Here is a 24,544-nt window from a genome sequence, read left to right as displayed (position 1 = left end):
ACAACTGGAATAAGGCAATGACCACACCAACGCAGACCATCAGGCTCACCACGGCCCAAGCGGTCATCAAGTACCTCTCCGCACAGTATTCGCTGGCCGACGGAGTCCGCCGCCGCCTGGTCCCCGCAGCACTGGGGATCTTCGGCCACGGCAACGTGGCAGGCCTGGGCCAGGCACTGGACGAACTGGCCGACGACATGCCGTTCATCCAGGGCCGGCACGAGCAGTACCTGGCCCACATCTCCACCGCCTATGCCAAGGCGAGCCGCCGCCGGGCAGTCCTCGCCGTAACGGCCTCCATCGGCCCGGGCGCCCTCAACCTCGTCACCGCCGCCGGCCTGGCAACAGTGAACAGGATCCCCCTCCTGCTCCTGCCCGGTGACACCTACGCCACCCGGCACCAGGGCCCGGTCCTGCAGCAGCTGGAACACCCCACGGAGGCTGATGCCACGGTCAACGACGCGTTCCGGCCCGTATCGCGCTTCTTCGACAGGATCACCCGCCCGGAGCAGCTCCTGACCGCCCTTCCGCAGGCAATGCGCGTGCTCACCAGCCCCACCGACACCGGCGCTGTGGTCATTTCGCTGCCCCAGGACGTGCAGTCCCACGCCCACGACTTCCCGGCCGAATTTTTCGAGCCGCGCGACTGGAAGATCCGCCGGACGCTGCCTGACCCGGAAGAGGTCGACGACGTCGCACGGCGCATCCGGTCGGCTGACCGCCCGGTGATTATCGCCGGCGGCGGCATCCACTACTCAGACGCCCACGCCGCCCTTGAGGCGCTGGCTGGGCAGGCCGGAATTCCCGTCGTCGAGACCTTCGGAGGCAAGGGCGCCGTGACCAAAAACGAATGGTGGCAAGTGGGCGGGGTGGGCCTGGAGGGCAACTTCGCCTCCAACACCCTCGTCAAGCAGGCCGACCTGGTCCTCAGCGTCGGCACCCGCCTCACCGACTTCGCCACCGGCTCACAGTCGATCTTCGAGAACCCGGACGTCCGTTTCGCGTCCTTGAACATCGTGGACGCCGATACCCGGAAACAGGGCGCCACCGGGATCCTCGCGGACGCCCGGCTGGGCCTGGAAGCACTTACCCAAGCACTGGAGGGACACACTACCAGCGAAGCCTGGCAGGAAACGGTCCACTCCGAGAAGGCCAAGTGGGCACCCATCCGGTCCCAGTGGCTCGACGCCGACACGCCCTTCCGCCCGGAGGACTACCCGGACGCGCCGGTCACCGGTGCCGTGTTGACCCAGCCGCAGCTGATCGGACTGATGCAGGAACACGCCCGCTCCGGCGACACCATCATCGCCGCCGCCGGAGGACCTCCCGGTGACCTGCAAAAAGTGTGGGATGCCACGGGCAACCGCAACTGCCATTTGGAATTCGGGTTCTCCTGCATGGGCTACGAAATCGCGGCAGGCATGGGCGTCCGGCTGGCCGAGGGCAACAACGACAACCGCGTGGTCACCTTCATCGGCGACGGAACGTTCCTCATGGCACCCACCGAAATCCTCACTGCTGCCCAGGAAGGGCTCAACGTCACGGTGGTCGTCTCCGAGAACCACGGCTACCAGGTCATCCACCGCCTGCAAATGAACCGCAGCGGCAAGGAATTCGGCAACGAATTCCGGTACCGCACCACCGGTGGCAGCGTCGCAGCAGACGACGCACCCAAGGCCCGACTGGACGGCGACTACCTCAAAGTGGACCTGCGCCAGATCGCCGAAGGCCTGGGCGCACTGGCCATCCGTGCCACCACCGCGGCAGAGGTCCGGGAAGCACTGGCCTCCACACGCGACACGGAAGGCCCCGTCGTGATCGTGGTGCCCACCGTTCCCCACGTGGACCTGCCCGGCGGCGACGTCTGGTGGGACGTGGCTCCCGCAGAAGTGTCCGGACAGGAATGGGTCCGCACCCTCCGCGCGGACTACGAGCAGGCACGCAGCCGCCAGCGGTGGTTCGGATGAGCGGCGGACCCATTGAGAGTCCACTCGACGGCGGTGAGCTGCGGCGGCGCTTGGCCGCCGGCGAGGTGACTGTGGGAACCTTCGTTGGCATGGCTTCCGCCACGGCAGCGGAAGTGTGCGCCGCTGCCGGCGCGGACTGGGTGCTGATCGATCTTGAACACGGTTCCGGCGGTGAAGACGCCGTCCGCGACGGGGTCCTTGCCGCCGGAAGCTACGGCGTACCCACCATTGTGCGCGTGGAAAGCGCAGAGCGGATCCGCATCGGGCGCGTCCTGGACCAAGGCGCGGCAGGCATCATGGTGCCCCGCCTGAACACCGTTGAGGAAGCCGGCCAAACGGTGAGGCACATGCTGTATCCGCCTTACGGCGACCGCGGCGTTGCAACATACAACCGCTCCTGCCGCTGGGGCATGGACCGGGCGCCGTTGAGCGCGGACCAGCAGTCAACCGTGGGAATCATCCAGATCGAAACCCTCGACGCACTGGAACATGTGGAAGAGATCGCGGCGCAGGACGGGGTGGATGTCCTCTTCGTCGGCCCGATGGACTTGTCCTACGCCCTGGGCGTGCCGCTGCAACTGGACAGCAGTGCCTTCCAGGAGGCGCTGCAGCGAGTAGTCGCGGCCGCGCAACTGCACAACAAAGCGGCCGGCATCCTCGCGGTGGACGGCGTGGCGGCGGCCAAGTATGTCCGCCAGGGCTTCCGGTTCGTTGCCATCGGCTCAGACTCCACCATCATGGCGGCGGCGTTCCGTGACGCCTTCGACACCGCACGCAACTGACAAGAATTTTCAACAAGAGAGGCATTAACGTGAGCCAAGAATCCCGCACCGTCGGTGTAGGCCTCATCAGCGTCGGATGGATGGGAAAGCTCCACTCGCGCGCCTACCAGACCGTCCCTTACGCCTACCCCGAGCTTGGCCTGACCACCAAGCTCGTCATCGCGGCAGACACGGCGCCGGACCGGGTGGACTACGCCCGCGACGTTCTCGGGTACGCCGAGGGAACCACCGACTACCACGACGTCCTGAACCACCCGGACGTAGACGTCGTTTCCATCTGCGCCCCCAACTTCCTGCACGCTGAAATCGGCATCGCAGCAGCCAAGGCGGGTAAGCACTTCTGGATCGAAAAGCCTGTCGGACGCGGCTACGAGGAAACCGCAGCCGTGCAGCAAGCCGCCGTGGAGGCCGGCGTCGTGACGTCCATCGGATACAACTACCGCCACGCACCGGCGGTAGAGCACGCCAGGAAGCTCATTGCCGATGGCCGCCTCGGTCGCGTCACCAACGTCCGCGCGGTGTTCTTCTCGGGGTACGCGTCCGAACCCAACGGGGCGCTGTCCTGGCGCTTTGACCGGAAGCTCGCCGGGACCGGCGTGTTGGCCGACCTGTTCAGCCACGCAACGGACCTGTGCCAATATGTAGTTGGTCCCATCGCCGAGGTAACCGCGCTCACCAGCACGGTCTACACGCAGCGCCCCAAGCTGGCAATGGGGTCCGGAACGCACTTCGCAGTGATCGAAAACGGTGAAATGGGAGAGGTCGAGAATGAGGACTACGCAGCAGCGCTGGTCCGCTTCGGCCCGTCCGCCCGCGGAGCAGGGGCCGTCGGCACCATCGAATCTTCCCGCGTTGCCGTTGGGCCCGAATGCGGTTACCAGATCGAGGTCTACGGGACCGAAGGCTCGCTCAAATGGGATTTTGAGCGCATGAACGAACTCAAGGTCTGCCTGGGTCGCAACAACGACGAGCAGGGCTACACCACGGTCAACGCCAGCCCCCGCCACGGGGACTACGCGCACTTCCAGCCCGGCCCCGGCAACAGTATGGGCTTTGACGATCTCAAGGTCATCGAGGCCAAAAAGTTCCTGGTCGCCGTCACCGGCGGGGTGCAGGAAAACTCCAACATCCACGATGCCGCGTCCGCTGCCGCTATTGTCAGCGCGGCCGAAGCGTCCTCGCTGTCCGGTCAGTGGCAGAAGATCGAGGAAATCCACGGCACCACGGCAGCGCGGGTGTAGCGATGGCGACTGCATCCGCCCGGCGGCCAACGATCAAGGACGTGGCCGAACGTGCCGGCGTATCCAAGTCCTTGGTCTCGCTCGTCCTGCGCGACTCACCGCGCGTCAGTGACGAACGCCGCCAGCGGGTGCTGGAGGTTGTGGAGGAGATGGGCTACGAGCTCAACATGGCCGCCAGGTCGCTCTCAACCCGTAGCAACGGGACCATCGGTGTGCTGGTCAGCGACCTGCACAACCCGTGGGCGTTTGACGTCGCCGATGCCGCACGGACCGTACTTGAAGAGGCCGGACACACGGTCCTCTTCAGCGCGGTCACGGCGGCGGGCAGGGGAGTGGACCAGTCCATCCTCCAGGCCTTCCGGGACTTGCGCGTAGCGGGCCTGCTGGTGGTTGGAACGGTGCCTGACCAGCACCCGTTCAGCCGGGCCGTTTCCGGCGGGGCTGTCGTCTTTGCCGGCGGCGGACCGGACTACATCGATACCGCCGATGTGGTTCGCAGCGATGATGCCCACGGCATGGCCATGGTTGTTGAGCATCTGATCGCCCAAGGACACCAGAACATCGTGCACCTCGGCGGGCTTGGTGGCTCGGTTGGTCGGGAACGTGTGGATGGGTATGCCGCAGCCATGGAAGAACACGGACTGGACCGCCACATCCGCGTGGTCGACGCCGACTTCTTCCAGGAGTCCGGCTACGTTGCCGCTCAAAGGGCCCTGGGCTCCCGGTCCAGGCACCAGCGTCCCACAGCGCTGGCTTGCATCAACGACCTCGCCGCGTTCGGCGCCATGACGGCTGCCGATGAACGGGGCGTGGAAGTTGCCATCACCGGCTACGACAACATCGCGTTGGGTGCCATGCCCCGCCTGGGACTGACCACCGTTGACCCCGATAGCTCCACCATTGGAATCACCGGAGCCAAAACCCTCCTGGAACGAATCCAAGGTGAGGGCAACGGGTTCGTCCACCACTCCGTCACGCCCCGGTTGGTCGTGCGTAAATCCAGCCTCCTCGGCCTCTAAAACACCAGGCTTCTAGAAACACCCATAGCGGCGCCATTCCCGGCGCAGCCCCCATACCCACATCTTCAAGGATGACGATGGCTTCTTTAACCACACCCCAAATCTTTGTCGCTCTCGGCAGCGTCGAACCAGACCTGGTGGAACCGCTGCTCTCCGAGCACCAGCGACTCATCCAGGACCCTACCGCTGAGGATCTGGCCACCGCTGATGCCGCGATCGTGAGGGCCGCCTACCGCGTGGACCGGGAACTGTTGGATCGCATGCCGGCCCTCAAAGTCATCGCCAGGACCGGCGTCGGAACCGACCTGGTTGACGTCGCCGAGGCCAACCGGCGTGGAATCCCGGTGGTCATCACGCCCGGAAGCAACACGGCCTCGGTAGCTGAAGGCGTGTTCGCCCACCTGCTGGCGCTCGTCAAGAAGCTCTCTCCGCTGACCGCCCTGGTCCGTGAGGGCCGCTGGGAGCAGCGTGCCGCCGTCGACGTCGGAGACCTCGAGGGTTTCACGCTGGGCATCATCGGCTACGGCCGTATCGGCCGCAGGGTGGCGCGCATCGCCGATGCCTTCGAGCTGAAGGTCCTGGCCTACGATCCGTTCACCGAGATTCCCGCGGAGATCCGCTGCGACAGTGTTGAAGAGCTTCTCGCGGGCAGCGACTTCGCCACCCTGCACGTGCCCCTGACACCCGAAAACCACAACCTCATCAACGCCGACCGCCTCAAAGCCATGAAGCCCGGAGCGATTCTCATCAACTGCAGCCGCGGAGGCCTGATTGACCTCGACGCCGCCCACCAGGCACTGCAGTCCGGACACCTTTCCGGGCTCGGCCTGGACGTGTACGATCCCGAACCGCCCGCGCACCACCCGTTGTTCGACCATGAAAACGTCGTCCTGACCCCGCACCTGATGGGCTTCACCCGTCAAGGCATGGCGCACACGGTCAGGGACGCCGCGCAGGGCGCGGTCGACGTCCTTGCAGGCAGGGCTCCGGCGGCGGTGGCGGCGCCATGACCGTGCGGATCGGGGTCATCGGAACCGGCGTCATGGGCGCAGAGCACGCCCGTGTCCTGCAGGGCAACGTCTCCGGCGCCACGGTGACGGCGGTCGCCGATACCGTATACGACCGTGCAAAGGCCGTGGCGGCCGAAACCGGTGCCCGCAGTTTCCAGTCCGCTGAGGAACTCATCACCTCCCCCTTCGTGGACGCAGTGCTGATCGCCTCGCACGACACCGCCCACGCCGAACAGGTGAAAGCCTGCCTCACGTCGGGCAAGCCCGTGCTGTGCGAGAAGCCGCTCGCCCCCGCGGTGGGGGAATGCCAGGACCTCGTCAGCTTGGAGGCATCCTCGGTCAGGGGAAATCCGCTGATCTCCGTCGGGTTCATGCGGCGCTTCCACCCGGCCTACCAGGGCCTGAAAGCGCAGTTGCGCGAAGGTGTCATCGGGCAGCCGCTCATGATGCTCAGTTCCCACCGCAACGTCCGGTCCTATCCGGGCGGGGATTCGGCGTCCACCATCACCAACTCCGGCATCCACGAAATCGACATCACCGCCTGGCTGCTGGATTCGCCCATCGAAACCGTGAGCTGGCACGCCCCCAGGAGCACGTCAGTGGACGGGAGCAGGCAGGATCCTCAGGTCTTCCACCTCCGCACGGCCAACGGCGTCCTCACGATCGTGGACGTGTTCCTCAATGCCCGTTACGGCTACGACGTCCGCTGCGAAGTGGTGGGGGAAACGGGCAGCCTGGAACTGGCCCGGCCGCAACAAACCATGGTGAATCAGGGACTCGGCCGCTCCCGCAGCTACGCGGACGACTGGAGGCCTGTGTTTGCCGACGCCTATCGGCTGCAATCCCAAGCCTGGGTGGATTCATTGGCATCCGGAACTCCGTCGCCCTTGGCATCGGCAACGGATGCACTCAACGCCACCCGCGTGGCCGAGGCACTGATTCAGTCCATGAACGCCGGCGGGGCAACCGTTGCCGTCAACCCTGAAGTAACAATCCAAGCCCAGTCTTCTCCGGGCAGCCCGCTAGAAAGGACCCTCTCACATGTCCACTGACCGACCCCTCAAAGTTGCGCTGTTCGGTTCCGGCCGCATCGGGCAAGTCCATGCCCGCAACATCCTTGCCAATCCTGAGCTGGAGCTGGCCCTCATCGCTGATCCCTACATCGAGGGCGCTCAAGCCCTCGCAGAGGGAACCGGTGCCCGCGCCGTCGCCACCGCAGACGAAGTTTTCGCCAGCGACGGCTTGGATGCCATCATCATCGGTTCGCCCACCAGCACCCACGTCGACCTGATTTCCCGGGCCGCAGCACATGGCGTCGCTGCCCTCTGCGAAAAGCCGATCGACCTGGACCTCGACAGAGTTCTGTCCTGCCGGGACAGCCTGCGCGACAGTGAAACGCCGTTGATGCTCGGCTTCAACCGCCGTTTCGACCCAAACTTCGCTTCTGTCCAGGCGAGGGTCCAGACAGGAGAAATCGGCCGCCTGGAACAGCTGACCATTATCAGCCGCGACCCTGCACCTGCACCGGCTGCATATATCGCTGCCTCGGGCGGCATCTTCCGCGACCAAAGCATCCACGACCTGGACATGGCCCGGTTCTTCGTCCCTGACATCATCGAGGTATCTGCGACGGGCTCGAACCTGTTCTGCGATTACATCGAAGAGGCTGGCGACTTCGACTCGGTCGTCATCAACCTCAGAGGCCGCGGTGGTGAGCAGATCACGATCATCAATTCCCGCCACAGCGCCTTTGGACACGACCAGCGCCTGGAAGCATTCGGCAGCGAGGGAATGCTGACCGCAGGCAACCTAACCCCGACAAGCGTCCGGAAATTCAGCGCGACGGGCGCCGAAGAATCCGACCCCTATCTGCACTTCTTCCTGGAGCGCTATGCCGAGGCTTACCGCCTCGAGTTGGAGAACTTTGTGCGCTTCATCCGCGAGGGAATCCCATGCAGCCCAGGTTTCGACGACGGCCTGCAGGCACTCGTACTGGCCAACGCTGCCGAAGAGTCCGCTCGTTCCGGCCGCGTCGTGAAGATCGGACAGGAGTAGGCATGTCACTTCTCCAGGACAAGGTGATCCTCATCAGTGGAGGCACCCAGGGGTTGGGGGCCGGAGTCGCGCGGCGCGCAGCTGCCGAAGGTGCAGCCGGCATCGCCGTCACAGGCCGGAACGCGGAATCAGGCGACCGACTCGCGGCGGAGATCACAGCCTCCGGCGTCGAAACCCGGTTCATCAAGACCGACCTCGCCGACGTTGAACAGGCCCGGAACTCCGTGCTCGAGACAGTCTCGGCCTTCGGGCAACTCGACTGCACGGTCAACGCGGCCGGCCTGACCACCCGCGGCACCATGCTGGACACCACACCGGAGCTCTTCGATGCGCACATCGCGGTGAACCTGAAATCGCCGTTCTTCATCATGGCCGAAACCATCAAGCATCTTCGTAGCAGGGGTGTGCCAGGAAGCATCGTGAACGTCATCTCGATCGCAGAGCTCGGCGGCCAGCCATATCTGGCACCCTACGTCGCGGCCAAGGCCGGCCTGGCCGGGGCGACCCGCAATGCCGCACATGCCCACCGATGGGACAAGATCCGCATTAACGGCCTCGACATTGGCTGGACCGCCACGGACGGAGAAGCCGAAACCCAAAAGAAATTCCACGGCGCAGGCGAGGACTGGCTGGAGAAGGCCAACGCATCCGTCCCCATGGGGAAGCTCGGACAAGTGGACGAGATCGCCGAATTCATTGTCTTTCTCCTCTCCGACAGGAGCGGAGTCGTCACCGGCTCAGTCATCGACTGGGACCAGAACGTATACGGAGGATCAGATTGAGCACTATCACCAACCGCCTCGCCGCAGCCCCCATCTCCTGGGGCGTCTGCGAAGTACCGGGGTGGGGTTACCAGCTTGAGGCGGACAGAGTCCTGTCCGAAATGACCGCACTGGGCATCAGCGCCACCGAATTTGGCCCGGCCGGGTTCCTGCCCGAGCAAGCTGCCCAACGCGCGGCCGTGCTGAAGCAGCACAACCTCCAGGCCATCGGCGGCTTCTTCCCGGTCATCCTTCACGATCCGTCCAAGAACCCCTTGGACGTCGTGTCGGCTGAGCTGGACGCGTACGAAGCTGCCGGGGCCAGCATCATGGTCCTCGCAGCGGAGACCGGAGTTGCAGGGTACGACCAACGGCACGAGCTCGACGCCGAGGGCTGGAACCTGTTCGGCAGGAACCTCGACGCCGTGGTCAAGGCCGCCGCAGACAAAGGCATCCAGGCAGTGGTCCACCCCCACGTCGGAACCATGATTGAAAGCACCTCGGACGTCAACCGGGTCCTGAACGACACCGCCGCGAACCTTTGCCTGGACACTGGCCACCTGCTCATCGGCGGCACCGACCCCAGCCTGCTTGTCCGGGACTACGCTGGACGCATCGGCCACACCCACCTGAAGGACGTGCGCAAGGCTATCGCACAGCGCGTCCAGGCCGGCGAGATCTCCTACACCGACGGCGTCAAGACCGGCATGTACGTGCCGCTGGGGCAAGGCGACGTCGGCATCGCAGGCATCGTCCGGGACCTGCTGGACGCCGGCTACCCGGGGTGGTTCACCATGGAGCAGGACACCATCCTCGAATCCGAACCCACCGATGAAGGTCCCGTCCGGGACGTCCGCCAGTCAGTTGCGTTCCTGCGCCAACTCGATTCGGAGATCAGCCAGTGAGCGCCGTCCGCTGGGGCGTGCTGACCACTGCACGGATAGCCCAAGACAGGTTCCTGCCCGCCATGAGCCGGGCCCGGAACGCCGTGGCGTCGGCCATCAGCAGCCCGAACGGAAAGGCCACCGAAGTCGCCGAACGCTTCGGCATCCCGGTTGCCTATGATTCCCACGAGGAACTGCTGGCCGATCCGAACATCGAGGTCGTCTACCTCCCGTTTCCCAACTCGCTGCACGCCGACTGGATTGTTGCGGCCGCCGAAGCGGGCAAGGACATCCTCTGCGAGAAACCGCTCGTCGCCAACACCCACGACTACCGCCGCGTGCTGGAAGCCTGCGAACGCAACGGCGTGAACCTAATGGAAGCATTCATGTACCGCTTCCACCCCCAGCACCAAAAGGTCCGAGAGTTCATCGACTCAGGCAAAATCGGTGACCTGGTGTCCATGCACGCCCGCTTCCACTTCGCCATGGACCGAACCGACGGTGAGGTCCGCCTCCAGCCGGGAATGGACGGAGGTGCGCTCAACGACGTCGGCTGCTACGCCCTCGACATCATGAACATGGTCATGGGCCGCGCTCCGCAAACCGTCTACGGAAAGGGCGCAAGTCGCACAGACCCGGTGGAAACCACCGTGGCCGCGATCCTGGACTATGGGGACGTCCTGGGAACCCTGGATTGTGGCTTCGAAGGCCCGCGCACCAACACTTTCCAGATCATCGGCACGAAAGGCCACATCACCCTGGACCAAGCATTCGACCCGGACCCTGGGGAAATTGCCCGGGTCACCGTGTCCCTCCGGGACGGACGGACCGAATCCTTCGACATTGGAGAAGACCAATTCAAGACCGAAATCGAACGCTTCAGCGCGTGGGTACGCAACTCCGGACCTGAGCTCGTCAACAGGGAACTGACCGAACAAAACCTGGCGGTCCGCCTCGCACTCCAGGAATCACTCGCCACCGGCTTGCCGCGCACCGTCACCGACGTACACGCCGCGGAGCACCACCTCTCACAGGAGCAGTAATGACCACCACCACCATCAATCATTTCATCAGCGGAGCCGAGTCCGCCGGCAGCGGAACGGGCACCAAGCCCGTCTATGATCCGGCCACGGGCGCCGTGACAGCCCAGCTGCGTCTGGCCAACCGCGAAGACCTCGACACCACCGTGGCCAACGCCAAGAAGGCGGCCGAGTCCTGGGGCGACATTTCCCTGGCCAAACGCACAGCGGTGCTGTTCAAGTTCCGCGAACTCGTCGCATCCCACGTGGACGAGCTCGCCGCCCTGATCACGGCCGAGCACGGCAAGGTCCTCTCCGATGCGAAAGGCGAGATCGGCCGTGGCCTGGAAGTCATCGAGTTCGCCTGCGGCATCCCGCAGTTGCTCAAGGGCGAGTATTCGGACCAGGTTTCCACCGGGATCGACGTCTTCTCCTTCCGGGAACCCGTCGGCGTCGTCGCCGGCATCACCCCGTTCAACTTCCCGGTCATGGTGCCGCTCTGGATGGCCCCGATGGCGATTGCCACCGGCAACGCGTTCATCCTCAAGCCATCGCACCGCGTCCCGTCGGCCGCGATGCTGCTGGCCAAGCTCTGGAAGGATGCCGGCCTGCCCGACGGCGTCTTCCAGGTACTGCACGGCGACCGTGAGGTGGTCTCCGGGCTGCTGACGCACCCGGACGTGGACGCCATCTCCTTCGTGGGTTCCACCCCTGTGGCAAAGCACATCCTCGAAGTGGCCACGGCGCACGGCAAGCGGGTCCAGGCCCTGGGCGGGGCGAAGAACCACGCGATCATCATGCCCGACGCCGACCTGGACAACGCTGCCGACCACCTCGCCGCCGCCGCGTTCGGTTCGGCCGGGCAGCGCTGCATGGCGATCTCTGTTGCGGTCGCCGTCGGCGATGCCGCCGAACTGCTGGTAAAGAAAGTCGAAGAACGCGCCCTTGATGTGAAGGTCAAGAACGGCACCGAGCCCGACGCCGACATGGGTCCCGTAATCAGCTCCGAATCCCGCGAGTTCATCGTCAAGACCATCACCGAGGCCGAGAAGGCCGGCGCTGCGATGGTGGTGGACGGCCGCGCCCTCGTCGTCCCCGGTCATGAAGAAGGCTTCTGGGTGGGCCCCACCGTGATTGACCACGTCAAGACCGAAATGACCGCCTACACCGAGGAAATCTTCGGACCCGTCCTCGTGGTGGTCCGCGTCGAGGACCTCGACGCCGGCATCAAGCTCATCAACTCCAACCCTTACGGCAACGGCACCGCCATCTTCACCTCCTCCGGCGCCAACGCCCGCAAGTTCCAGCGCTCCGTCACCGTGGGCATGATCGGCATCAACGTGCCGTTGCCCGTCCCCGTGGCCTACTACTCCTTCGGCGGCTGGAAGGCGTCCCTCTTCGGCGACAAGCACATCTACGGCCCCGAAGGCGTCTCCTTCTACACCCGCGGCAAGGTCATCACCTCCCGCTGGCCCGAAGCTAGCCACGCCTCCGGTGCCTCCTACAACTTCCCGTCCAACTAGCCCGAAGTTACGTGGGCCTCGCGCCCGGATTCGTTGAGTTTCCGGGCGCGAGGGCCTTTTTCGGGTCGACATTTGTAGACAGAAAAAATGGCGGGGCGGGACTGCTGATCCTCAGTTTCTTGCGGCTATTGAGTGAGCGAAACTTTCGAAAGAACGGTTTGCAAGCGAAACACCTTCGTCAGAAGGACCACAACAATCGTCGAAATTTGAGAAATAGGAGGACCACTATGAAATCAGCCCATTCAACAACGTCTGAAGGAAACCAAGCCGTAGGCGGGGCAACCCGCTCATGGTGGCAGTATGGATTGGAAACTGTTTGGGCCGCTGGAGCTGGGGTATTGGCAGCCCGCCCCTTTCCTTGAGGGAACGAATCGAAGGGCCCTTTCGGGGCCCTTCTTTTTTCGACACTCCTCTGCCGGCTCCGCATGGAGCGGTCGGGCCCCGAGGATCGATTAGCCGATCTGTCTCATGAGCCTGTCGAATAATTCCCAGCTCAAAAGGGCCATGAAATCCGCCACCAAAGTCCGGCGCGAATGGGTCAAGACCTTGCTGGCCAGGAACCAGGCGCCGAAGCGCCGGAAGGACTTCACCGTTCACGCCAGCACCCACCACTCCGAAACCGCCAGCGGCTAGGACGGCAAAGTGGCCGCTGAAATGGTCGGCGCCAAGGTCATAGAATCTAACGCCTGGGCATGGAAACCCGCCTCAAACTCTGTCTCAGTTATTGACCGGACTTGTCATCTTGTTCGCGTCATTACTCATAGGGTTTCTCTATTCTTTTGATAATTGTTCCCGTACTTTGAGCTCAACTATCCAAACGCTTGCTGGGGAGCAACGATGCTTGTTGGGGGACTGCGCGCAGCGCGCCACATATCTGCACATAAATCTGTTCGTGACACAACGCCGACGTCCTTGGTTTGCCAAGGCTTTTTTGGCTCTGTACCGAGTTCTGGCTTGAACCTTCGGACGGCTGAACAGCTTTCCCTGGCCGGGACGGCCACGATCATGGGTTCGAGGGGCTGACGTGGCGCGGTAATTCCTAAAGTCTGCAGGCATTGCGTTTGCTCTGGTCCTCGCGACAGTAACTCAGCTCATCGGTCCTGCGGGACCGGTTCAGGCTACAAACAGCCTCGCTAACGAAATCGCTTCGGCAGCCAGCGCGACCTTCGAGGTCACGAGTGCGGGGGCCAAAGACGTGCTGGTGGCGTCACTGAAACCAGCCGGGTTGAAGACCCCTGGGCCGGCCCGGATCGACGCTGTGGCGGGAACGGTGGGCGGCTACGTCGACGGCGTGCGCTACCGGGAGGGCTTTAACGGTCAACAAGCGTTCCGCGATGACCTCCAGCTGATCTCCCACATGGACTCCGCGGTGAGCAAAGCCACGGACGCGGCAGCCAAAGAGATCCTGTCCTCGGCTTTGACAGACCTGCTGCTCGCGGACCGCCTGACCTCCGAGACCGCCGTCNGCGGTGAGCAAAGCCACGGACGCGGCAGCCAAAGAGATCCTGTCCTCGGCTTTGACAGACCTGCTGCTCGCGGACCGCCTGACCTCCGAGACCGCCGTCGCGGACGCGCGCACCGCTCTCTCTTCGCCAACGTCTTCAAATGTGATGCTCAACGCCTCAGACCGTACAGATGCGGAACGGGAGCTGGCGTCGGCCGAGAAGGCGCTCGAACAGGCTCGTGCTGCCCTCGCTGAGGGCTTGCCCGTTGCCGCCGAAACCCATTTCGGGACAGCCTGGCGACACGGCACGAACGCGCTGGCAGAACTCGGCATCAACTACGACGGCGACCGCGACGGGGACGGCATACCTGACCGTGCTGAGCTCACCGTGGGTGCCTCGCCACTTTCCCTCGATACCGACGGTGACGGGCTGCGGGACTCCTTTGAGTTCAATGCAATGGCTGTGTTGGCCTTGAATAAGGCGGACACCGACGGCGACGGCGTGCAGGACGCCGAGGAAGAGCACGACGGCGATGGGCTGACTGCGGCAGAGGAGCAGTCGGCAGGAACCTCCGCTGTCGACCACGACACGGACGGCGACGGCCTCACCGACGCCCAGGAGCCAACCCACGGAACGGACCCCCTACGTGCCGACACCGACGGCGATTCCCTGCGCGACGGCGCTGAGTTGCGAGCTAAAACCAACCCGACCAACCCCGATACTGACGGTGACGGCGTCCGGGACGCGGATGAACTGCTCTCTGTCTCTGTGGAGGGTCCCGAGCGCGCCTCGGCGGAGGTAGTAGGAGCCGGTCAGTCCGNCGCGGATGAACTGCTCTCTGTCTCTGTGGAGGGTCCCGAGCGCGCCTCGGCGGAGGTAGTAGGAGCCGGTCAGTCCGCTCTTGGTGCCCGGATCGCCAAGGTTCCCGCCGATGACCTACGCACGAAAGTCGGCGCCAAACTTGGCCCGGCCTTCGAGTTCGAGTCCCCAGGTGAGGGGATGGTCCAGGCGCACGTCACGTTGCCTTATGACGCAGCCTCCCTGCCGTCGGGTGAGGCCACCACGCGCGCGCGTCTTCTGGTTGGACGAGAACGCCAACGCCTGGGTTCCGGTAAAAGCCGACCAACGCGTGGACGCTGCTGCCGGTACGGTCACTGTCACCGTCGACCACTTCTCTACCTACGCCGTCTTCGACATCGTCAACTGGGGCCAGACCTGGGAAGCGAAAGACAACCCGTGCCGGGTACGCACGGACGGCGGGGGAGACGACGTAGTCTTCCTTGACCTCGCCCTCTCTATCGACTCGTCCGGGTCCATGAGCTGGAACGACCCGGAGGGCCTGCGCCGGGACGCCGCGAAGATTTTCGTCGACGCGCTGCTGGCCGAAGACCGCGCCGCCGTCGTCGACTTCGACAGCCGGGCCCGCGTGCTGCAGCCCCTGACAACGAACAAAGAGGCCGTCAAGAGCGCCATCAACCGCATTGATGACTTCGGCGGCACGAACATCTGCGCAGGCGTCAGCACCGCCAACAGTGTCTTGATCAACAACAACGACCCGGACCGCGGACGGGTCATGATCCTGCTGACCGACGGTGACGGATCCTGGAACCCGTACTACCTGCAGCAGGCCAAGCAGAGCAACATCACGATCTACACCATCGGTCTCGGCAACGCCGTGAACACCGGCCTGCTCAGCACCATCGCCTCCGAAACGGGCGGCCAGTACTACCAGGTCGCCAGCGCCGACCAGCTGCCCGAGGCTTTCCGCCGCATCAGCGATGACACCGGCGGAGACGAGGGGATCACCCGCGACTCCGACAACGACGGGCTCAACGACTGCGTTGAGATCCAGGGAGCGCACAGCCCCGGCACGGCGCTGCGCTACACATCAGACCCCTTCGATGCGGACACGGACAAGGACGGTTTGCCTGACGGCGACGAGGTCCGTCCTCTCGGTGCCGACGTCGGCATCCCGACGGCGTCGGATACTTTCCAGGTGCTATCCGATCCCGCTAAGGCCGACACGGATGGGGACGGGCTCTCTGATCCCGCCGAGCTCGATGAGGAAACTTCGGTGTGGCGTGCCGACACCGACGCCGATGGGCTTGGAGATTCCGATGAGCTGAGCTGGACGACGGACCCTCTGGGCGGTGACACCGACGGCGATGGGTACGGCGACGGCACCGAGGTCCAGTGGGCCAAGCTGACCTACGCTTTCGGGCTGCCTGACCCGGCAGAGTTTCCAGCTTTGCCGGCGGCTCTCAGCACAAGGGACTTCGCGTCCGTGGGGCGGTACATCGACGCTTGCCAGGAGCTGGCCGGCTACAGCCTGCTTACAAGTCGGGGGAGAAGAGGAATTCAACGTGAGAGAAGTAGCGTTGAAGGACCACGCTGTATTGCTCCCAGTTCAGGTTGTTTCTCTCGCGGGCGACGGCCGAGGCCTTAGTTTCAGCGTCAAACCCGTCGATCTCGAGGTGACCCAGTTCAGAGTTGGGCACGAGTTTACCATCGGATACGAATGCTGAACCGATCCCTGTTCCCAGCGTGATTACCAGGACTGTGCCACTAACATCTTTGCCAGCACCAAATTTCGCTTCCGCCAAGCCAGCAGCGTCCGCGTCGTTGATGACCTCGACAATTCGTTGAAGACGATCTGTGAAGAGGGCTTGAATATCGAAGCCAACCCACGAAGGGTCCAGGTTTGCAGCTGAGCGGGCAACGCCGTGCTGGACGATCCCGGGGTAAGTAACMCCTACCGGCGCCCCCACTGACTGCGCTGCAAATCGCTGCTCCAGTTCCCGGACTACCTCTGCGACAACGTCAGCGACGGCATGCGGCGTGCGCAGACTTGGGGTCGCGATGTGTACCCCATCTCCTTCCANATCAAGAATTCACCGGCGTCGCCGCGGCACCGGTCAACGGGGTCACAAATCGCTGCTCCAGTTCCCGGACTACCTCTGCGACAACGTCAGCGACGGCATGCGGCGTGCGCAGACTTGGGGTCGCGATGTGTACCCCATCTCCTTCCAGACGGCCAGTGGTGAGGTCAGTGATGCCGCCCTTAATGCCGGTKCCGCCGATGTCGATGCCGATCATGGAAAGTGAGGTCATGCCTGTGTTTGGTCCTCTGTTAGCTGTTTATGAATTTGCCGMGTCTGGCATCTGCGTGGCAGCGAACCGAGGCAGGCGGCTTTCAGCCGAATAGCGGCGACTTTGGTGCCTTCAGGATCGGTGACAACGCGGGTTGTCACTTCAGCCGTTGTCAGCAGTTCTTTCAACAGTTAARTCTTTGSTGCTGAAGGCGGCGTCGAAGCTGGTCTGCGAGGCCGGGAAATCGTACTTTTTGAGGTTRGCGAGGGCTTCGGGCGCGCCGTGGAGGCGGTCCATGCCGGCGTCTTCCCATTCCACGCTGATGGGTCCGTTGTAGCCGATGGCGGCGAGGGCGCGGAAAGACGCTTCCCAGGGGACGTCACCGCGGCCGGCGGAGACGAAGTCCCAGCCGCGGCGGGGGTCGCCCCAAGGCAGGTGGGAGCCCATGACCGTGTTCCGGCCTGTCTGGCGGATCCTGGTGTCCTTGCAGTCCACGTGGTAAATACGGTCCTTGAAGTCCCAGATGAAGGAGACGGGATCGATGCCCTGCCACATCATGTGCGACGGGTCCCAGTTCAGGCCGAACGCTTCGCGGTGGCCGATCGCTTCGAGGGTGCGGACGGTGGTCCAGTAGTCGTAGGCGATTTCGGAGGGGTGGACTTCGTGGGCGAAGCGGACGCCGTTTTCGTCGAAGACGTCCAGGATGGGGTTCCAGCGGTCGGCGAAGTCCTGGTAGCCGGCGTCGATGACCTTTTCGGGGACGGGCGGGAACATGGCGACGTACTGCCAGATGGAGGAGCCGGTGAACCCGACGACGGTGTCCACGCCCAGTGCCYTGGCGAGCCGGGCGGTGTGTTTCATTTCCTCGGCGGCGCGGGTGCGGACGCCTTCGGGGTCGCCGTCGCCCCAGACCCTGGACCGGACGATCGCTTGGTGCCGGAAGTCGATCGGGTCATCGCAGACGGCCTGGCCGGTGAGGTGGTTGGAGATGGCCCAGACCCTGAGGTTGTACTTCTCCAGGATCTCCAGTTTGGAGTCGACGTAGCCGGGTTCGTCCCAGCGCCAGGCGTCCAGGTGGTCGCCGGAGACGGCGATCTCCAAGCCGTCATAGCCCCAGCCGGAGGCCAGCTTGGCGACTTCCTCGAAGGGCAGGTCGGCCCACTGGCCGGTGAAMAGGGTGAACGGGCGGGGCATGTCAGTCTCCTTCGGTGACAAGCGAGTTGTCGTCCACGACGGTCAGAGTGCTCTTGTTGTTGGCTGATTCTTCGACGGCTGCCAGGACGCGCTGGACCTGCAGGCCTTCCTCGAACGAGGGCGAGGGAGCAACACCTGTGGCGATGGCGGTGAGGAAGTCGCGGATCTGATGGGTGAATGTGTGCTCCCAGCCGATGATGTGGCCTTGCGGCCACCACGCCGCCAGGTAGGGGTGCTCGGGTTCGTTGACGAGGATCCGGCGGAAGCCCTGCTCGCGGACCGGGGAGGTGGCGTCYAGGAACTTCAGTTCGTTGAGATTTTCCAGGTCGAAGGTCAAGGCGCCTTCCGTGCCGTAGACCTCGATCTGGAGGCTGTTCTTCTGGCCGGTGGCCACCCGGGAAGCTTCGACGGAGGCGGCGATGTCATCGGTGAGCCAGAAGGTAGCCCACGCAGCGTCATCGACCGTGACGTCCTCCAGGCCTTCCGGGCCGGGGCGCTGGGTGACGAAGGTCTTCAACACCCCGGATGCCTCGAGGATGACTTGTCCGGTGAGGTATTGGATTTGGTCGACGGCGTGCGAGGCGATGTCACCGAGCGCCCCGGAACCCGCGGTCTCCTTACGCAGCCGCCACGTCACGGGTGATGCTGAATCTGCGAGCCAGTCCTGGAGGTAAGCGGCGCGCACGTGCCGGATGGTGCCAAGGCGGCCCTCCTCGATCAGTTCCCTGGCGAGTGCAAGGGCCGGGACCCGTCGGTAGTTGAACCCGATCATGGACTGCACGCCGCGGGCGCGGGCCTTTGCAGCAGCTGCGCTCATGAGCTCGGCCTCGGCAAGGGTGTTGGCAAGCGGCTTTTCAACCAGCACGTGCTTGCCGGCCTCAAGGGCGGCGATGGCGATCTCGGCGTGCATCCAGCCCGGTGCGCAGATATCCACGATGTCGATATCGTCCCGGGTGATGACGGAACGCCAGTCCGTGGCGGACTCCGCCCAAYCGTACGTGGCGGCTGCTTCTGCTACCTGTACGGCATCCCGGCCGACGAGCACTTTCTGCTCGAAGGCCGGGACATCGAAAAAGCTGGCCACATTTCGCCACGCATTCGAGTGCGCCTTYCCCATAAAGGCGTAACCGATCGCGGCTACGCCCAGCGGACGGGGAGTTCCGGCAAACGGCTGCCGGTCGGACGGGTGTGGGGGAATGGTCATGATGGGTTCCTGCTTGCTTTCTAGAGAGTGCCGGTTCCAGGTGCCCGGTCCTTAGCGAGGGCGGCCGGGAAAACCGGAGCGGAGCTTGCGACGTCCGGGTGGTTCAGCGCCTTTTCCACTCCGCCCCACTCGGGGATGCCATATTCCTTGGCCCGGGCTTCCGCCACCTCCTCGAACAGGTCCGCGATGACGTGCACCTTGAGGTCCCGGGAAAACGGTGCGGTTGTCYAGGTACTGCTTGCTGATGTTCTCGGCGCCGATGACGGCAACGCCTACCGGACCGTGTYCGGTTGCGGCGTTCRGCGGGGATGGGCGCTCAGGCTTCTGCTGCTGCCGTGGCGGAGGTGGACTCCTGCAGGAACTTCAGGCTCTGGGCGATGCCGTCGAAGATGTCGCCGTCGTAGTCATCAAACTCCACCACTCCCGCTTCGAGCGACTTTGCTGCTGCGATGACGTCCAGGACCGCCATCTTGCCCTTGCCCGCTGGCAGTTGGGCCTTGGTGTCGGTGGTCAAKGGCCCGTCCTTGATGTGGATGAACTTCACCCGGTTCCCGAGCTTGGTGAGGATGTCCACGGGGTCTTGGCCGCCGACGGCTACCCAGTACGTGTCCACCTCCAGAACCAGCTCAGGGTCCAGCAGGTCGGCAAAGTACTCGAGCGCGGTCCGGCCTTCGATGATGGACTCCAGCTCCCACTGGTGGTTGTGGTAGCCCACCCGGATGCCGTATTCGGCACCCTTTTTGGCTGCCTCGTTCAGCTGGGCGGCCGTCGCCTGGACGTCCTCCGCAGACTGCCAGCGGTCTGCCGGGATGAACGGATCGATCACCGTGGTGATGCCCAGATCCTTGGCTGCAGCGAAGATCCCGTCTTGGTCCTGGCTCAGCAGCGGTGCGTGGCCGGACGGTGCGGTGAGGCCGTTCTCCTTCAGGGCAGCGCCGAGTTCCTTGGCGGTGGCCACGAAGTTGTAGGGCTCCACTTGGGTGAAACCGATCTCCGCGACCCTGCGGAGGGTGGCGGGCAGGTCCTCCTGGATGGCGTTGCGCAGGGTGTAGAGCTGGAGTGAGTAGAACATTGCGTTCCTTTGCGGGAGCTGGTGGTTCTGGAAGTTGGTTTTTCGGCGGTGTCAGCGCCCGGCGAGGGATCCGCCGATGCCGCCGACGCTGAAGTATTTGTTCAGGGTGGCGAAGACGATGACGGGCGGAAGCATCATGATCACGGCGAGTGCCATGACGCCGGACCAGTCGGTTTGGTTCTGCTGGAAGAAGGACTGCACGCCCACAGGGAGGGTGAAGATCTCGGTGGAGCGCAGGAACACGATCGCTACGAGGTAATCGTTCCAGGCCAGGAGGAAGGAGAAGATCGCGGTGGAGAGAATTCCGGGGAGGGAGTTCCGCAGGACCACTTTTCTGAAGGAACCGAAGACGGAGCAACCGTCGATCCAGGAGGCCTCTTCAAGGCTGACGGGAATGGAGTCGAAGTAGGCGGCCATCATCCAGGTGGCCACGGTCATGGTGGAGCCCACGTAGATGATGGTCAGGCCCAACAGGTTGTCCACCAGGCCCATCCCGGCGAACAGGATGAACAGCGGCACGATGGAGGTGATGATGGGCAGGGACTGCATGACGAACAGCAGCAGGGAGTAGCCGGAGACGGCTTTGTTGCGGCCGCGGGAGAGGACGTAGCCGGCGGGTGCGGCGACGGCGACTGAGACGATGACGGTGGCCAGGGTGGTGATGAGGCTGTTCTGCAGCCACGTTCCGGCGAGGGTGGTGGAGAACACCCGGGTGATGTTTTCGAAGGTCAGTCCGGTGGCGGTGCTGTTCGCCGCGGGGGTCAGCGCCAGGATGATGGTGACGGCGATGGGCACCAGGACCACGGCGGTGATCAGCAGGATGGCGGTGAAGCGCCACCAGCGGCCCCGCATGCCTGCCTCGGAGAGCACACGCTTTTTCTTGGCGGGCTGTGCAACGCCGAGTTCCGGACCGGATTCTGGATGTGCGTGGAGTACTGCGCTCATTATTCGACGCTCGACTTTCGGATCTGGCGGTACAGGATGACCGAGATCACCACGAGGGTGAGGGTCATGAGGAAGGCAATGGCGACGCCGGGGCCGGTGGCGAAGTCCTGGAAGACGGTGCGGTAGGCCAGGACCACCAGTGAAGTGGTGGCGTCAACAGGGCCGCCGCCAGTCAGAAGGTAGATCGTGGGGAAGTCGTTGACGCAGAAAATGGTCATCAGGATCCAGGAGATATAGGTGGAGCGGGCGATCAGCGGCAGGGTGATCTGACTGAACTGCTGGAACCTGGTGGCACCGTCCATGCTGGCGGCTTCATAGACCGTGCCGTCCACGGACGCCAGGGCCGCGGAGATCATCATCATCATGAACGGGAAGCTGACCCACACCTTAAAAATACAAACCGTGATGGCGGCCAGGGTCGGGTCCGCCAGAAAGAGCGGCGTGCCGAGTCCAATGTTCCGGAAGATGGATGGGATCAGGCTGTCCGGGGTGCTTACGAGCCAGCTCCAGGAGGTGGAGGAGACCACGATCGGCACCACCCAGGGCAGGAGCAGCAGGACTTTGAAGGTGTTGCCCGCCGGGATTTTCGTCCGCAGCAGCAGCGCCAGGCCCAGGCCCACCAGCCAGGACCCGAAGACACCCACGACGGTGAACAACAGGGTGAACTGGGCCGCCTTCCAGAACGCGGGTGAGGACAGGACGGCGGTGAAGTTCTCGGCTCCGACAAAGTTGCCGGTCTCGATCAGGTTGCCGTCATGGGTGGCCTGGACACCTGCATAGAAGAGCGGGTAGCCGTGGATGAGCACGAGCAGGATGACGGAGGGGATCAGCAGCCAGAAGAACGTGCGGGTAGTCTGCGCCGATAGCTTGCTTTTGCGGTTCAGGCTGCCGTTGCGGGACCCGCCCCCGGGCCCGCCGGGGGCAAGCCCCCGGYGGGCCCGGACCAGGCCGGACTGCGCTGTGTTGGATGACATGGTCGGCCCTTACTTCTTCAGGACAGACTTGAGGCCGGACTCGAAGGCCTGCAGGGCGGACTTGGCGTCGGTCTTGCCGGTCAGGACAGTCTGGGTGAACTGGTTCAGTGCCTGTCCGCCGTCCACAGCGGCAAGGTCCGCGTTGAGCGCAGTTCCCTGGGCGGCGAAGGTCTTGGCGATGGGCTGCCATTCCTTGATGATCTTGACGTTGTTGGCGTCCGCCGTGAATTCGGGCAGTTCGGTGATGGACTTGAAGACCGGCAGAGCGTTCATCAGCTTCTTCTGCCACAGTTCCTTTATTCCGCCCAGGTAATGCACCAGGAACTCCTCCGAGACCTCCTGGGAGGGTGTATTCGTGTACATCATGATGTTGTTCAGGAAGACCAGGCCGTGCTTGTCGCCGTGCGGGCCGGCGATGGGGCTGGCCACCACGATATCGCCCGACGTGTCGCCCACGCGCTCGGGAACGCCGGTTACGAAGGGACCGAAGGCCGCCTTGCCGTCCTTCCACTGGGCGTTGAGGTTCTCGCTGGTGTAGCTGACGGCGGCAGGGTCGATGATGCCGTTGGACACCAATTCCAGCAGGAACTCGACGGCCTCGACGTTGCGGTCATTCAGGACATCGAGCTCGCCGTCCTTGGTGAACAGGCCGCCGCCGTTGTTAAGCATCATCATGATCATGGCGTGGTTACCCATGTTGTTGCCCGCGCCGGAACCCGTGGCGAAGCCGAAGGCGCCAATGCTCTTCAGGGCCTTGCCCGCCTCGAGAAGGGTGGSCCAGTCCTTGGGTACCTCCACGCCGGCCTTCTCGAACAGGGATTTCCGGTACCAGAGCACGCGCATGTCCAKCTGCCACGGCACAGCAACGTAGCCCTTGTCCAACTTGAACGGCTCCAGCACGCCGGGCAGGAAGTCATCGAACTGGCCGTTTTCCTTGAGCTTGTCGATCACCTTGTCCGCGTACGCGATCTGGCCCTGCCGCTCAAACTGGAACGCCTGGAAACCGCTACCGGTGGACACCGCCGGCCCGGTCTTGGACGCAATGGCCGAGGAGAACGTCTGGTAAAAGTTGTTCCACTGGATGATCTGGTAAGACGCCTTACTGCCGTTGGCTCCGGAGAAACCCTCAGCGATGCCCTTCGCGGCATCGTTGTAGGCCGGYGTGGCCCACGGCATGTCCCAGAACTTGATGGTGGAACCTGCGCCGCCGCCCCCGCCTTGGGACGCGCTGCCACCGCCGCAGGCTGCCAGGAGCGGAACTGCGGCTGCTGCGGCCGTGAGTCCGAGGAAACCGCGGCGGGAGACCGATTTGGCGGTAGTGCTGCTGGGATTCTTCATTGTTCTTTCCTGTTCTGGCCTGGTGCCCCGGGCCTTGCTCGTCGTTGAGATGGATAAATTGGAACTGGAACTGCTAGAGATATGAGATCGCGGCCCGGAACTCCGCGAGGTCCGGTGCAGTGGAACCGCTGGCAGCGAGAGCTGCCAGGCGCTTCCAGGTTGCGCGGTGGGATGACTCGTAAATGGTTGGAGAAATCAGTGCCCCCTGCGGGTCTGTCCTCTTCAGCATTGCCGGGCGAGCGGTGTCAGGAGCCGGGATCAAGAGGTCGACGCAACCGTTCTTGGTGAGCATCCGGACACGCACGTCGTTGTTCAAAGCGCTTGAGACTACGGCAGCTATGGTCAGGGGAGCCCCCGACCCGGTGAGGGTGGCAGCAACGGCAAACCCATTTTTGTTGGTGCGAAGAGTGCGAACGTYCTCCAGTGGTCCCAGAAGCCTTCCGGCCAGCACCAGGAGTTCAGCCCTCACCTGCTCGATTGGAATGCTGCCGCGTATGTAGGCGGTTACTTCAACGAGCGCACTGTCAGGGACTGCCCGTTTATAGACCTCCGCTGCCTGGGCTACCGCAGGGTTGGAAGCCCAGCGGAAGCCCAGCACCACGGGTACCGACGCGCTGGCCGCCAGGCTTTCAAGCGACTGAGTGTCGCCTGGCTCCGGCGCGATCACCGCGACCCCGGATGCACCCTTGGTGATGGTTTCGGCGGCTCGATGCGCCCAGCCATTCGTGCCGGTCATGCCCTSCAGCGCCGCCGTAKCCGCCTGTCCCGGCGCGAGGGACATGGGCAGGGACGCAATGACAGATGCTATGGCGCCCGTCTGAGCGGCCCCGTCGTCCGCATGGACGTCGAATGTGGTTCTCATGCTGCKGCCTCTTGTCGTTTCAGTGCTGCSGACGCCGCCGCGTCGGCTGTTGCGAGTGCGAATTGCAGATCCTGGATAAGAGTGTCGGCGCTTGGAGGGCTGGCTTCGCCCCGTGCCAGGAGCGCAAGGAACTCCCATTCCGCCTCGTAACCGTTGGCG

At 64.0% G+C, this 24,544-nt stretch carries 20 protein-coding genes and 4 pseudogenes; 14 read left to right on the top strand and 10 right to left on the bottom strand.

The window, feature by feature from the left end; translation table 11 throughout:
• Positions 1 to 17: 17 nt before the first annotated feature.
• The 14 genes and pseudogenes from iolD to ASG92_RS02760 all read left to right on the top strand — a co-directional run bounded on the left by iolD (position 18) and on the right by ASG92_RS02760 (position 16,152).
• Entirely contained in the window at positions 18 to 1,967 is a 1,950-nt protein-coding gene (iolD, locus tag ASG92_RS02825; protein ID WP_056624172.1) for a 3D-(3,5/4)-trihydroxycyclohexane-1,2-dione acylhydrolase (decyclizing), read from the top strand.
• Positions 1,964 to 2,749: an aldolase/citrate lyase family protein gene (locus ASG92_RS02820; RefSeq protein ID WP_056624168.1), complete on the top strand. Its 786-nt coding sequence runs from the start codon at positions 1,964 to 1,966 to the stop codon at positions 2,747 to 2,749. Before iolD ends, ASG92_RS02820 begins: the two co-directional genes overlap by 4 nt.
• A gap of 29 nt (positions 2,750 to 2,778) precedes the next feature.
• Positions 2,779 to 3,990, top strand: a complete 1,212-nt coding sequence (locus tag ASG92_RS02815) for a Gfo/Idh/MocA family oxidoreductase (RefSeq protein ID WP_056624165.1) — start codon at positions 2,779 to 2,781, stop codon at positions 3,988 to 3,990.
• A gap of 2 nt (positions 3,991 to 3,992) precedes the next feature.
• A complete protein-coding gene (locus ASG92_RS02810; RefSeq protein ID WP_056624162.1) occupies positions 3,993 to 5,009 on the top strand; it encodes a LacI family DNA-binding transcriptional regulator in 1,017 nt (338 codons plus the stop codon).
• Between the two features lie 77 nt (positions 5,010 to 5,086).
• The gene (locus ASG92_RS02805) at positions 5,087 to 6,019 is read left to right on the top strand and encodes a hydroxyacid dehydrogenase (protein WP_056624159.1); all 933 of its coding nucleotides are present in this window, start codon (positions 5,087 to 5,089) and stop codon (positions 6,017 to 6,019) included.
• Entirely contained in the window at positions 6,016 to 7,071 is a 1,056-nt protein-coding gene (locus tag ASG92_RS02800; protein ID WP_082579256.1) for a Gfo/Idh/MocA family oxidoreductase, read from the top strand. The genes ASG92_RS02805 and ASG92_RS02800 overlap by 4 nt, the downstream gene beginning before the upstream one ends.
• Positions 7,061 to 8,074, top strand: coding sequence for an inositol 2-dehydrogenase (iolG, locus tag ASG92_RS02795; RefSeq protein WP_056624155.1), 1,014 nt, complete (start codon positions 7,061 to 7,063; stop codon positions 8,072 to 8,074). Before ASG92_RS02800 ends, iolG begins: the two co-directional genes overlap by 11 nt.
• A 2-nt stretch (positions 8,075 to 8,076) precedes the next feature.
• Complete coding sequence (locus ASG92_RS02790; RefSeq protein WP_056624151.1) at positions 8,077 to 8,856, top strand: SDR family oxidoreductase; 780 nt, start codon at positions 8,077 to 8,079, stop codon at positions 8,854 to 8,856.
• The gene (locus tag ASG92_RS02785; RefSeq protein ID WP_082579255.1) at positions 8,853 to 9,740 is read left to right on the top strand and encodes a sugar phosphate isomerase/epimerase; all 888 of its coding nucleotides are present in this window, start codon (positions 8,853 to 8,855) and stop codon (positions 9,738 to 9,740) included. Before ASG92_RS02790 ends, ASG92_RS02785 begins: the two co-directional genes overlap by 4 nt.
• A complete protein-coding gene (locus ASG92_RS02780) occupies positions 9,737 to 10,762 on the top strand; it encodes a Gfo/Idh/MocA family oxidoreductase (RefSeq protein ID WP_056624148.1) in 1,026 nt (341 codons plus the stop codon). The genes ASG92_RS02785 and ASG92_RS02780 overlap by 4 nt, the downstream gene beginning before the upstream one ends.
• The gene (locus ASG92_RS02775) at positions 10,762 to 12,261 is read left to right on the top strand and encodes a CoA-acylating methylmalonate-semialdehyde dehydrogenase (protein WP_056624145.1); all 1,500 of its coding nucleotides are present in this window, start codon (positions 10,762 to 10,764) and stop codon (positions 12,259 to 12,261) included. The genes ASG92_RS02780 and ASG92_RS02775 overlap by 1 nt, the downstream gene beginning before the upstream one ends.
• A gap of 468 nt (positions 12,262 to 12,729) precedes the next feature.
• On the top strand, positions 12,730 to 12,894 hold the full coding sequence (locus ASG92_RS27050) for a hypothetical protein (protein ID WP_346762976.1): 165 nt from the start codon (positions 12,730 to 12,732) through the stop codon (positions 12,892 to 12,894).
• A 977-nt stretch (positions 12,895 to 13,871) separates the two neighbouring features.
• Positions 13,872 to 14,526 (top strand): annotated as a pseudogene (locus ASG92_RS30390) (hypothetical protein); the annotation flags it as partial.
• 111 nt (positions 14,527 to 14,637) lie between these two features.
• A complete protein-coding gene (locus ASG92_RS02760) occupies positions 14,638 to 16,152 on the top strand; it encodes a VWA domain-containing protein (RefSeq protein ID WP_082579254.1) in 1,515 nt (504 codons plus the stop codon).
• On the opposite strand, the pseudogene ASG92_RS27045 reads toward ASG92_RS02760, so the two are convergent.
• The 10 genes and pseudogenes from ASG92_RS27045 to ASG92_RS02720 all read right to left on the bottom strand — a co-directional run.
• A pseudogene (locus ASG92_RS27045) lies at positions 16,043 to 16,587 on the bottom strand (ROK family protein); the annotation flags it as partial. The gene ASG92_RS02760 and the pseudogene ASG92_RS27045 sit on opposite strands and share 110 nt — an antisense overlap.
• 50 nt (positions 16,588 to 16,637) lie before the next feature.
• Positions 16,638 to 16,817 (bottom strand): annotated as a pseudogene (locus ASG92_RS02755) (ROK family protein); the annotation flags it as partial.
• Between the two features lie 141 nt (positions 16,818 to 16,958).
• The gene (locus tag ASG92_RS02750) at positions 16,959 to 17,990 is read right to left on the bottom strand and encodes a sugar phosphate isomerase/epimerase (RefSeq protein ID WP_056624131.1); all 1,032 of its coding nucleotides are present in this window, start codon (positions 17,988 to 17,990) and stop codon (positions 16,959 to 16,961) included.
• A 1-nt stretch (position 17,991) separates the two neighbouring features.
• Positions 17,992 to 19,194, bottom strand: a complete 1,203-nt coding sequence (locus ASG92_RS02745) for a Gfo/Idh/MocA family oxidoreductase (protein WP_056624128.1) — start codon at positions 19,192 to 19,194, stop codon at positions 17,992 to 17,994.
• Between the two features lie 89 nt (positions 19,195 to 19,283).
• A pseudogene (locus tag ASG92_RS27040) lies at positions 19,284 to 19,455 on the bottom strand (gfo/Idh/MocA family oxidoreductase); the annotation flags it as partial.
• 55 nt (positions 19,456 to 19,510) lie between these two features.
• Positions 19,511 to 20,266, bottom strand: a complete 756-nt coding sequence (locus ASG92_RS02740) for a sugar phosphate isomerase/epimerase (protein ID WP_056624125.1) — start codon at positions 20,264 to 20,266, stop codon at positions 19,511 to 19,513.
• Positions 20,267 to 20,317: 51 nt separating this feature from the next.
• Positions 20,318 to 21,211, bottom strand: a complete 894-nt coding sequence (locus tag ASG92_RS02735; RefSeq protein ID WP_056624123.1) for a carbohydrate ABC transporter permease — start codon at positions 21,209 to 21,211, stop codon at positions 20,318 to 20,320.
• A complete protein-coding gene (locus ASG92_RS02730) occupies positions 21,211 to 22,185 on the bottom strand; it encodes a sugar ABC transporter permease (RefSeq protein WP_056624121.1) in 975 nt (324 codons plus the stop codon). The genes ASG92_RS02735 and ASG92_RS02730 overlap by 1 nt, the downstream gene beginning before the upstream one ends.
• A 9-nt stretch (positions 22,186 to 22,194) precedes the next feature.
• Positions 22,195 to 23,523, bottom strand: coding sequence for an extracellular solute-binding protein (locus ASG92_RS02725; protein ID WP_056624118.1), 1,329 nt, complete (start codon positions 23,521 to 23,523; stop codon positions 22,195 to 22,197).
• A 73-nt stretch (positions 23,524 to 23,596) separates the two neighbouring features.
• Complete coding sequence (locus ASG92_RS02720; protein WP_056624116.1) at positions 23,597 to 24,385, bottom strand: hypothetical protein; 789 nt, start codon at positions 24,383 to 24,385, stop codon at positions 23,597 to 23,599.
• Positions 24,386 to 24,544 lie beyond the last annotated feature (159 nt).

Source organism: Arthrobacter sp. Soil736 (genome assembly GCF_001428005.1).
In the GTDB taxonomy this organism is placed as follows: domain Bacteria; phylum Actinomycetota; class Actinomycetes; order Actinomycetales; family Micrococcaceae; genus Arthrobacter.
This window is presented reverse-complemented; position numbering and strand designations above follow the sequence as displayed.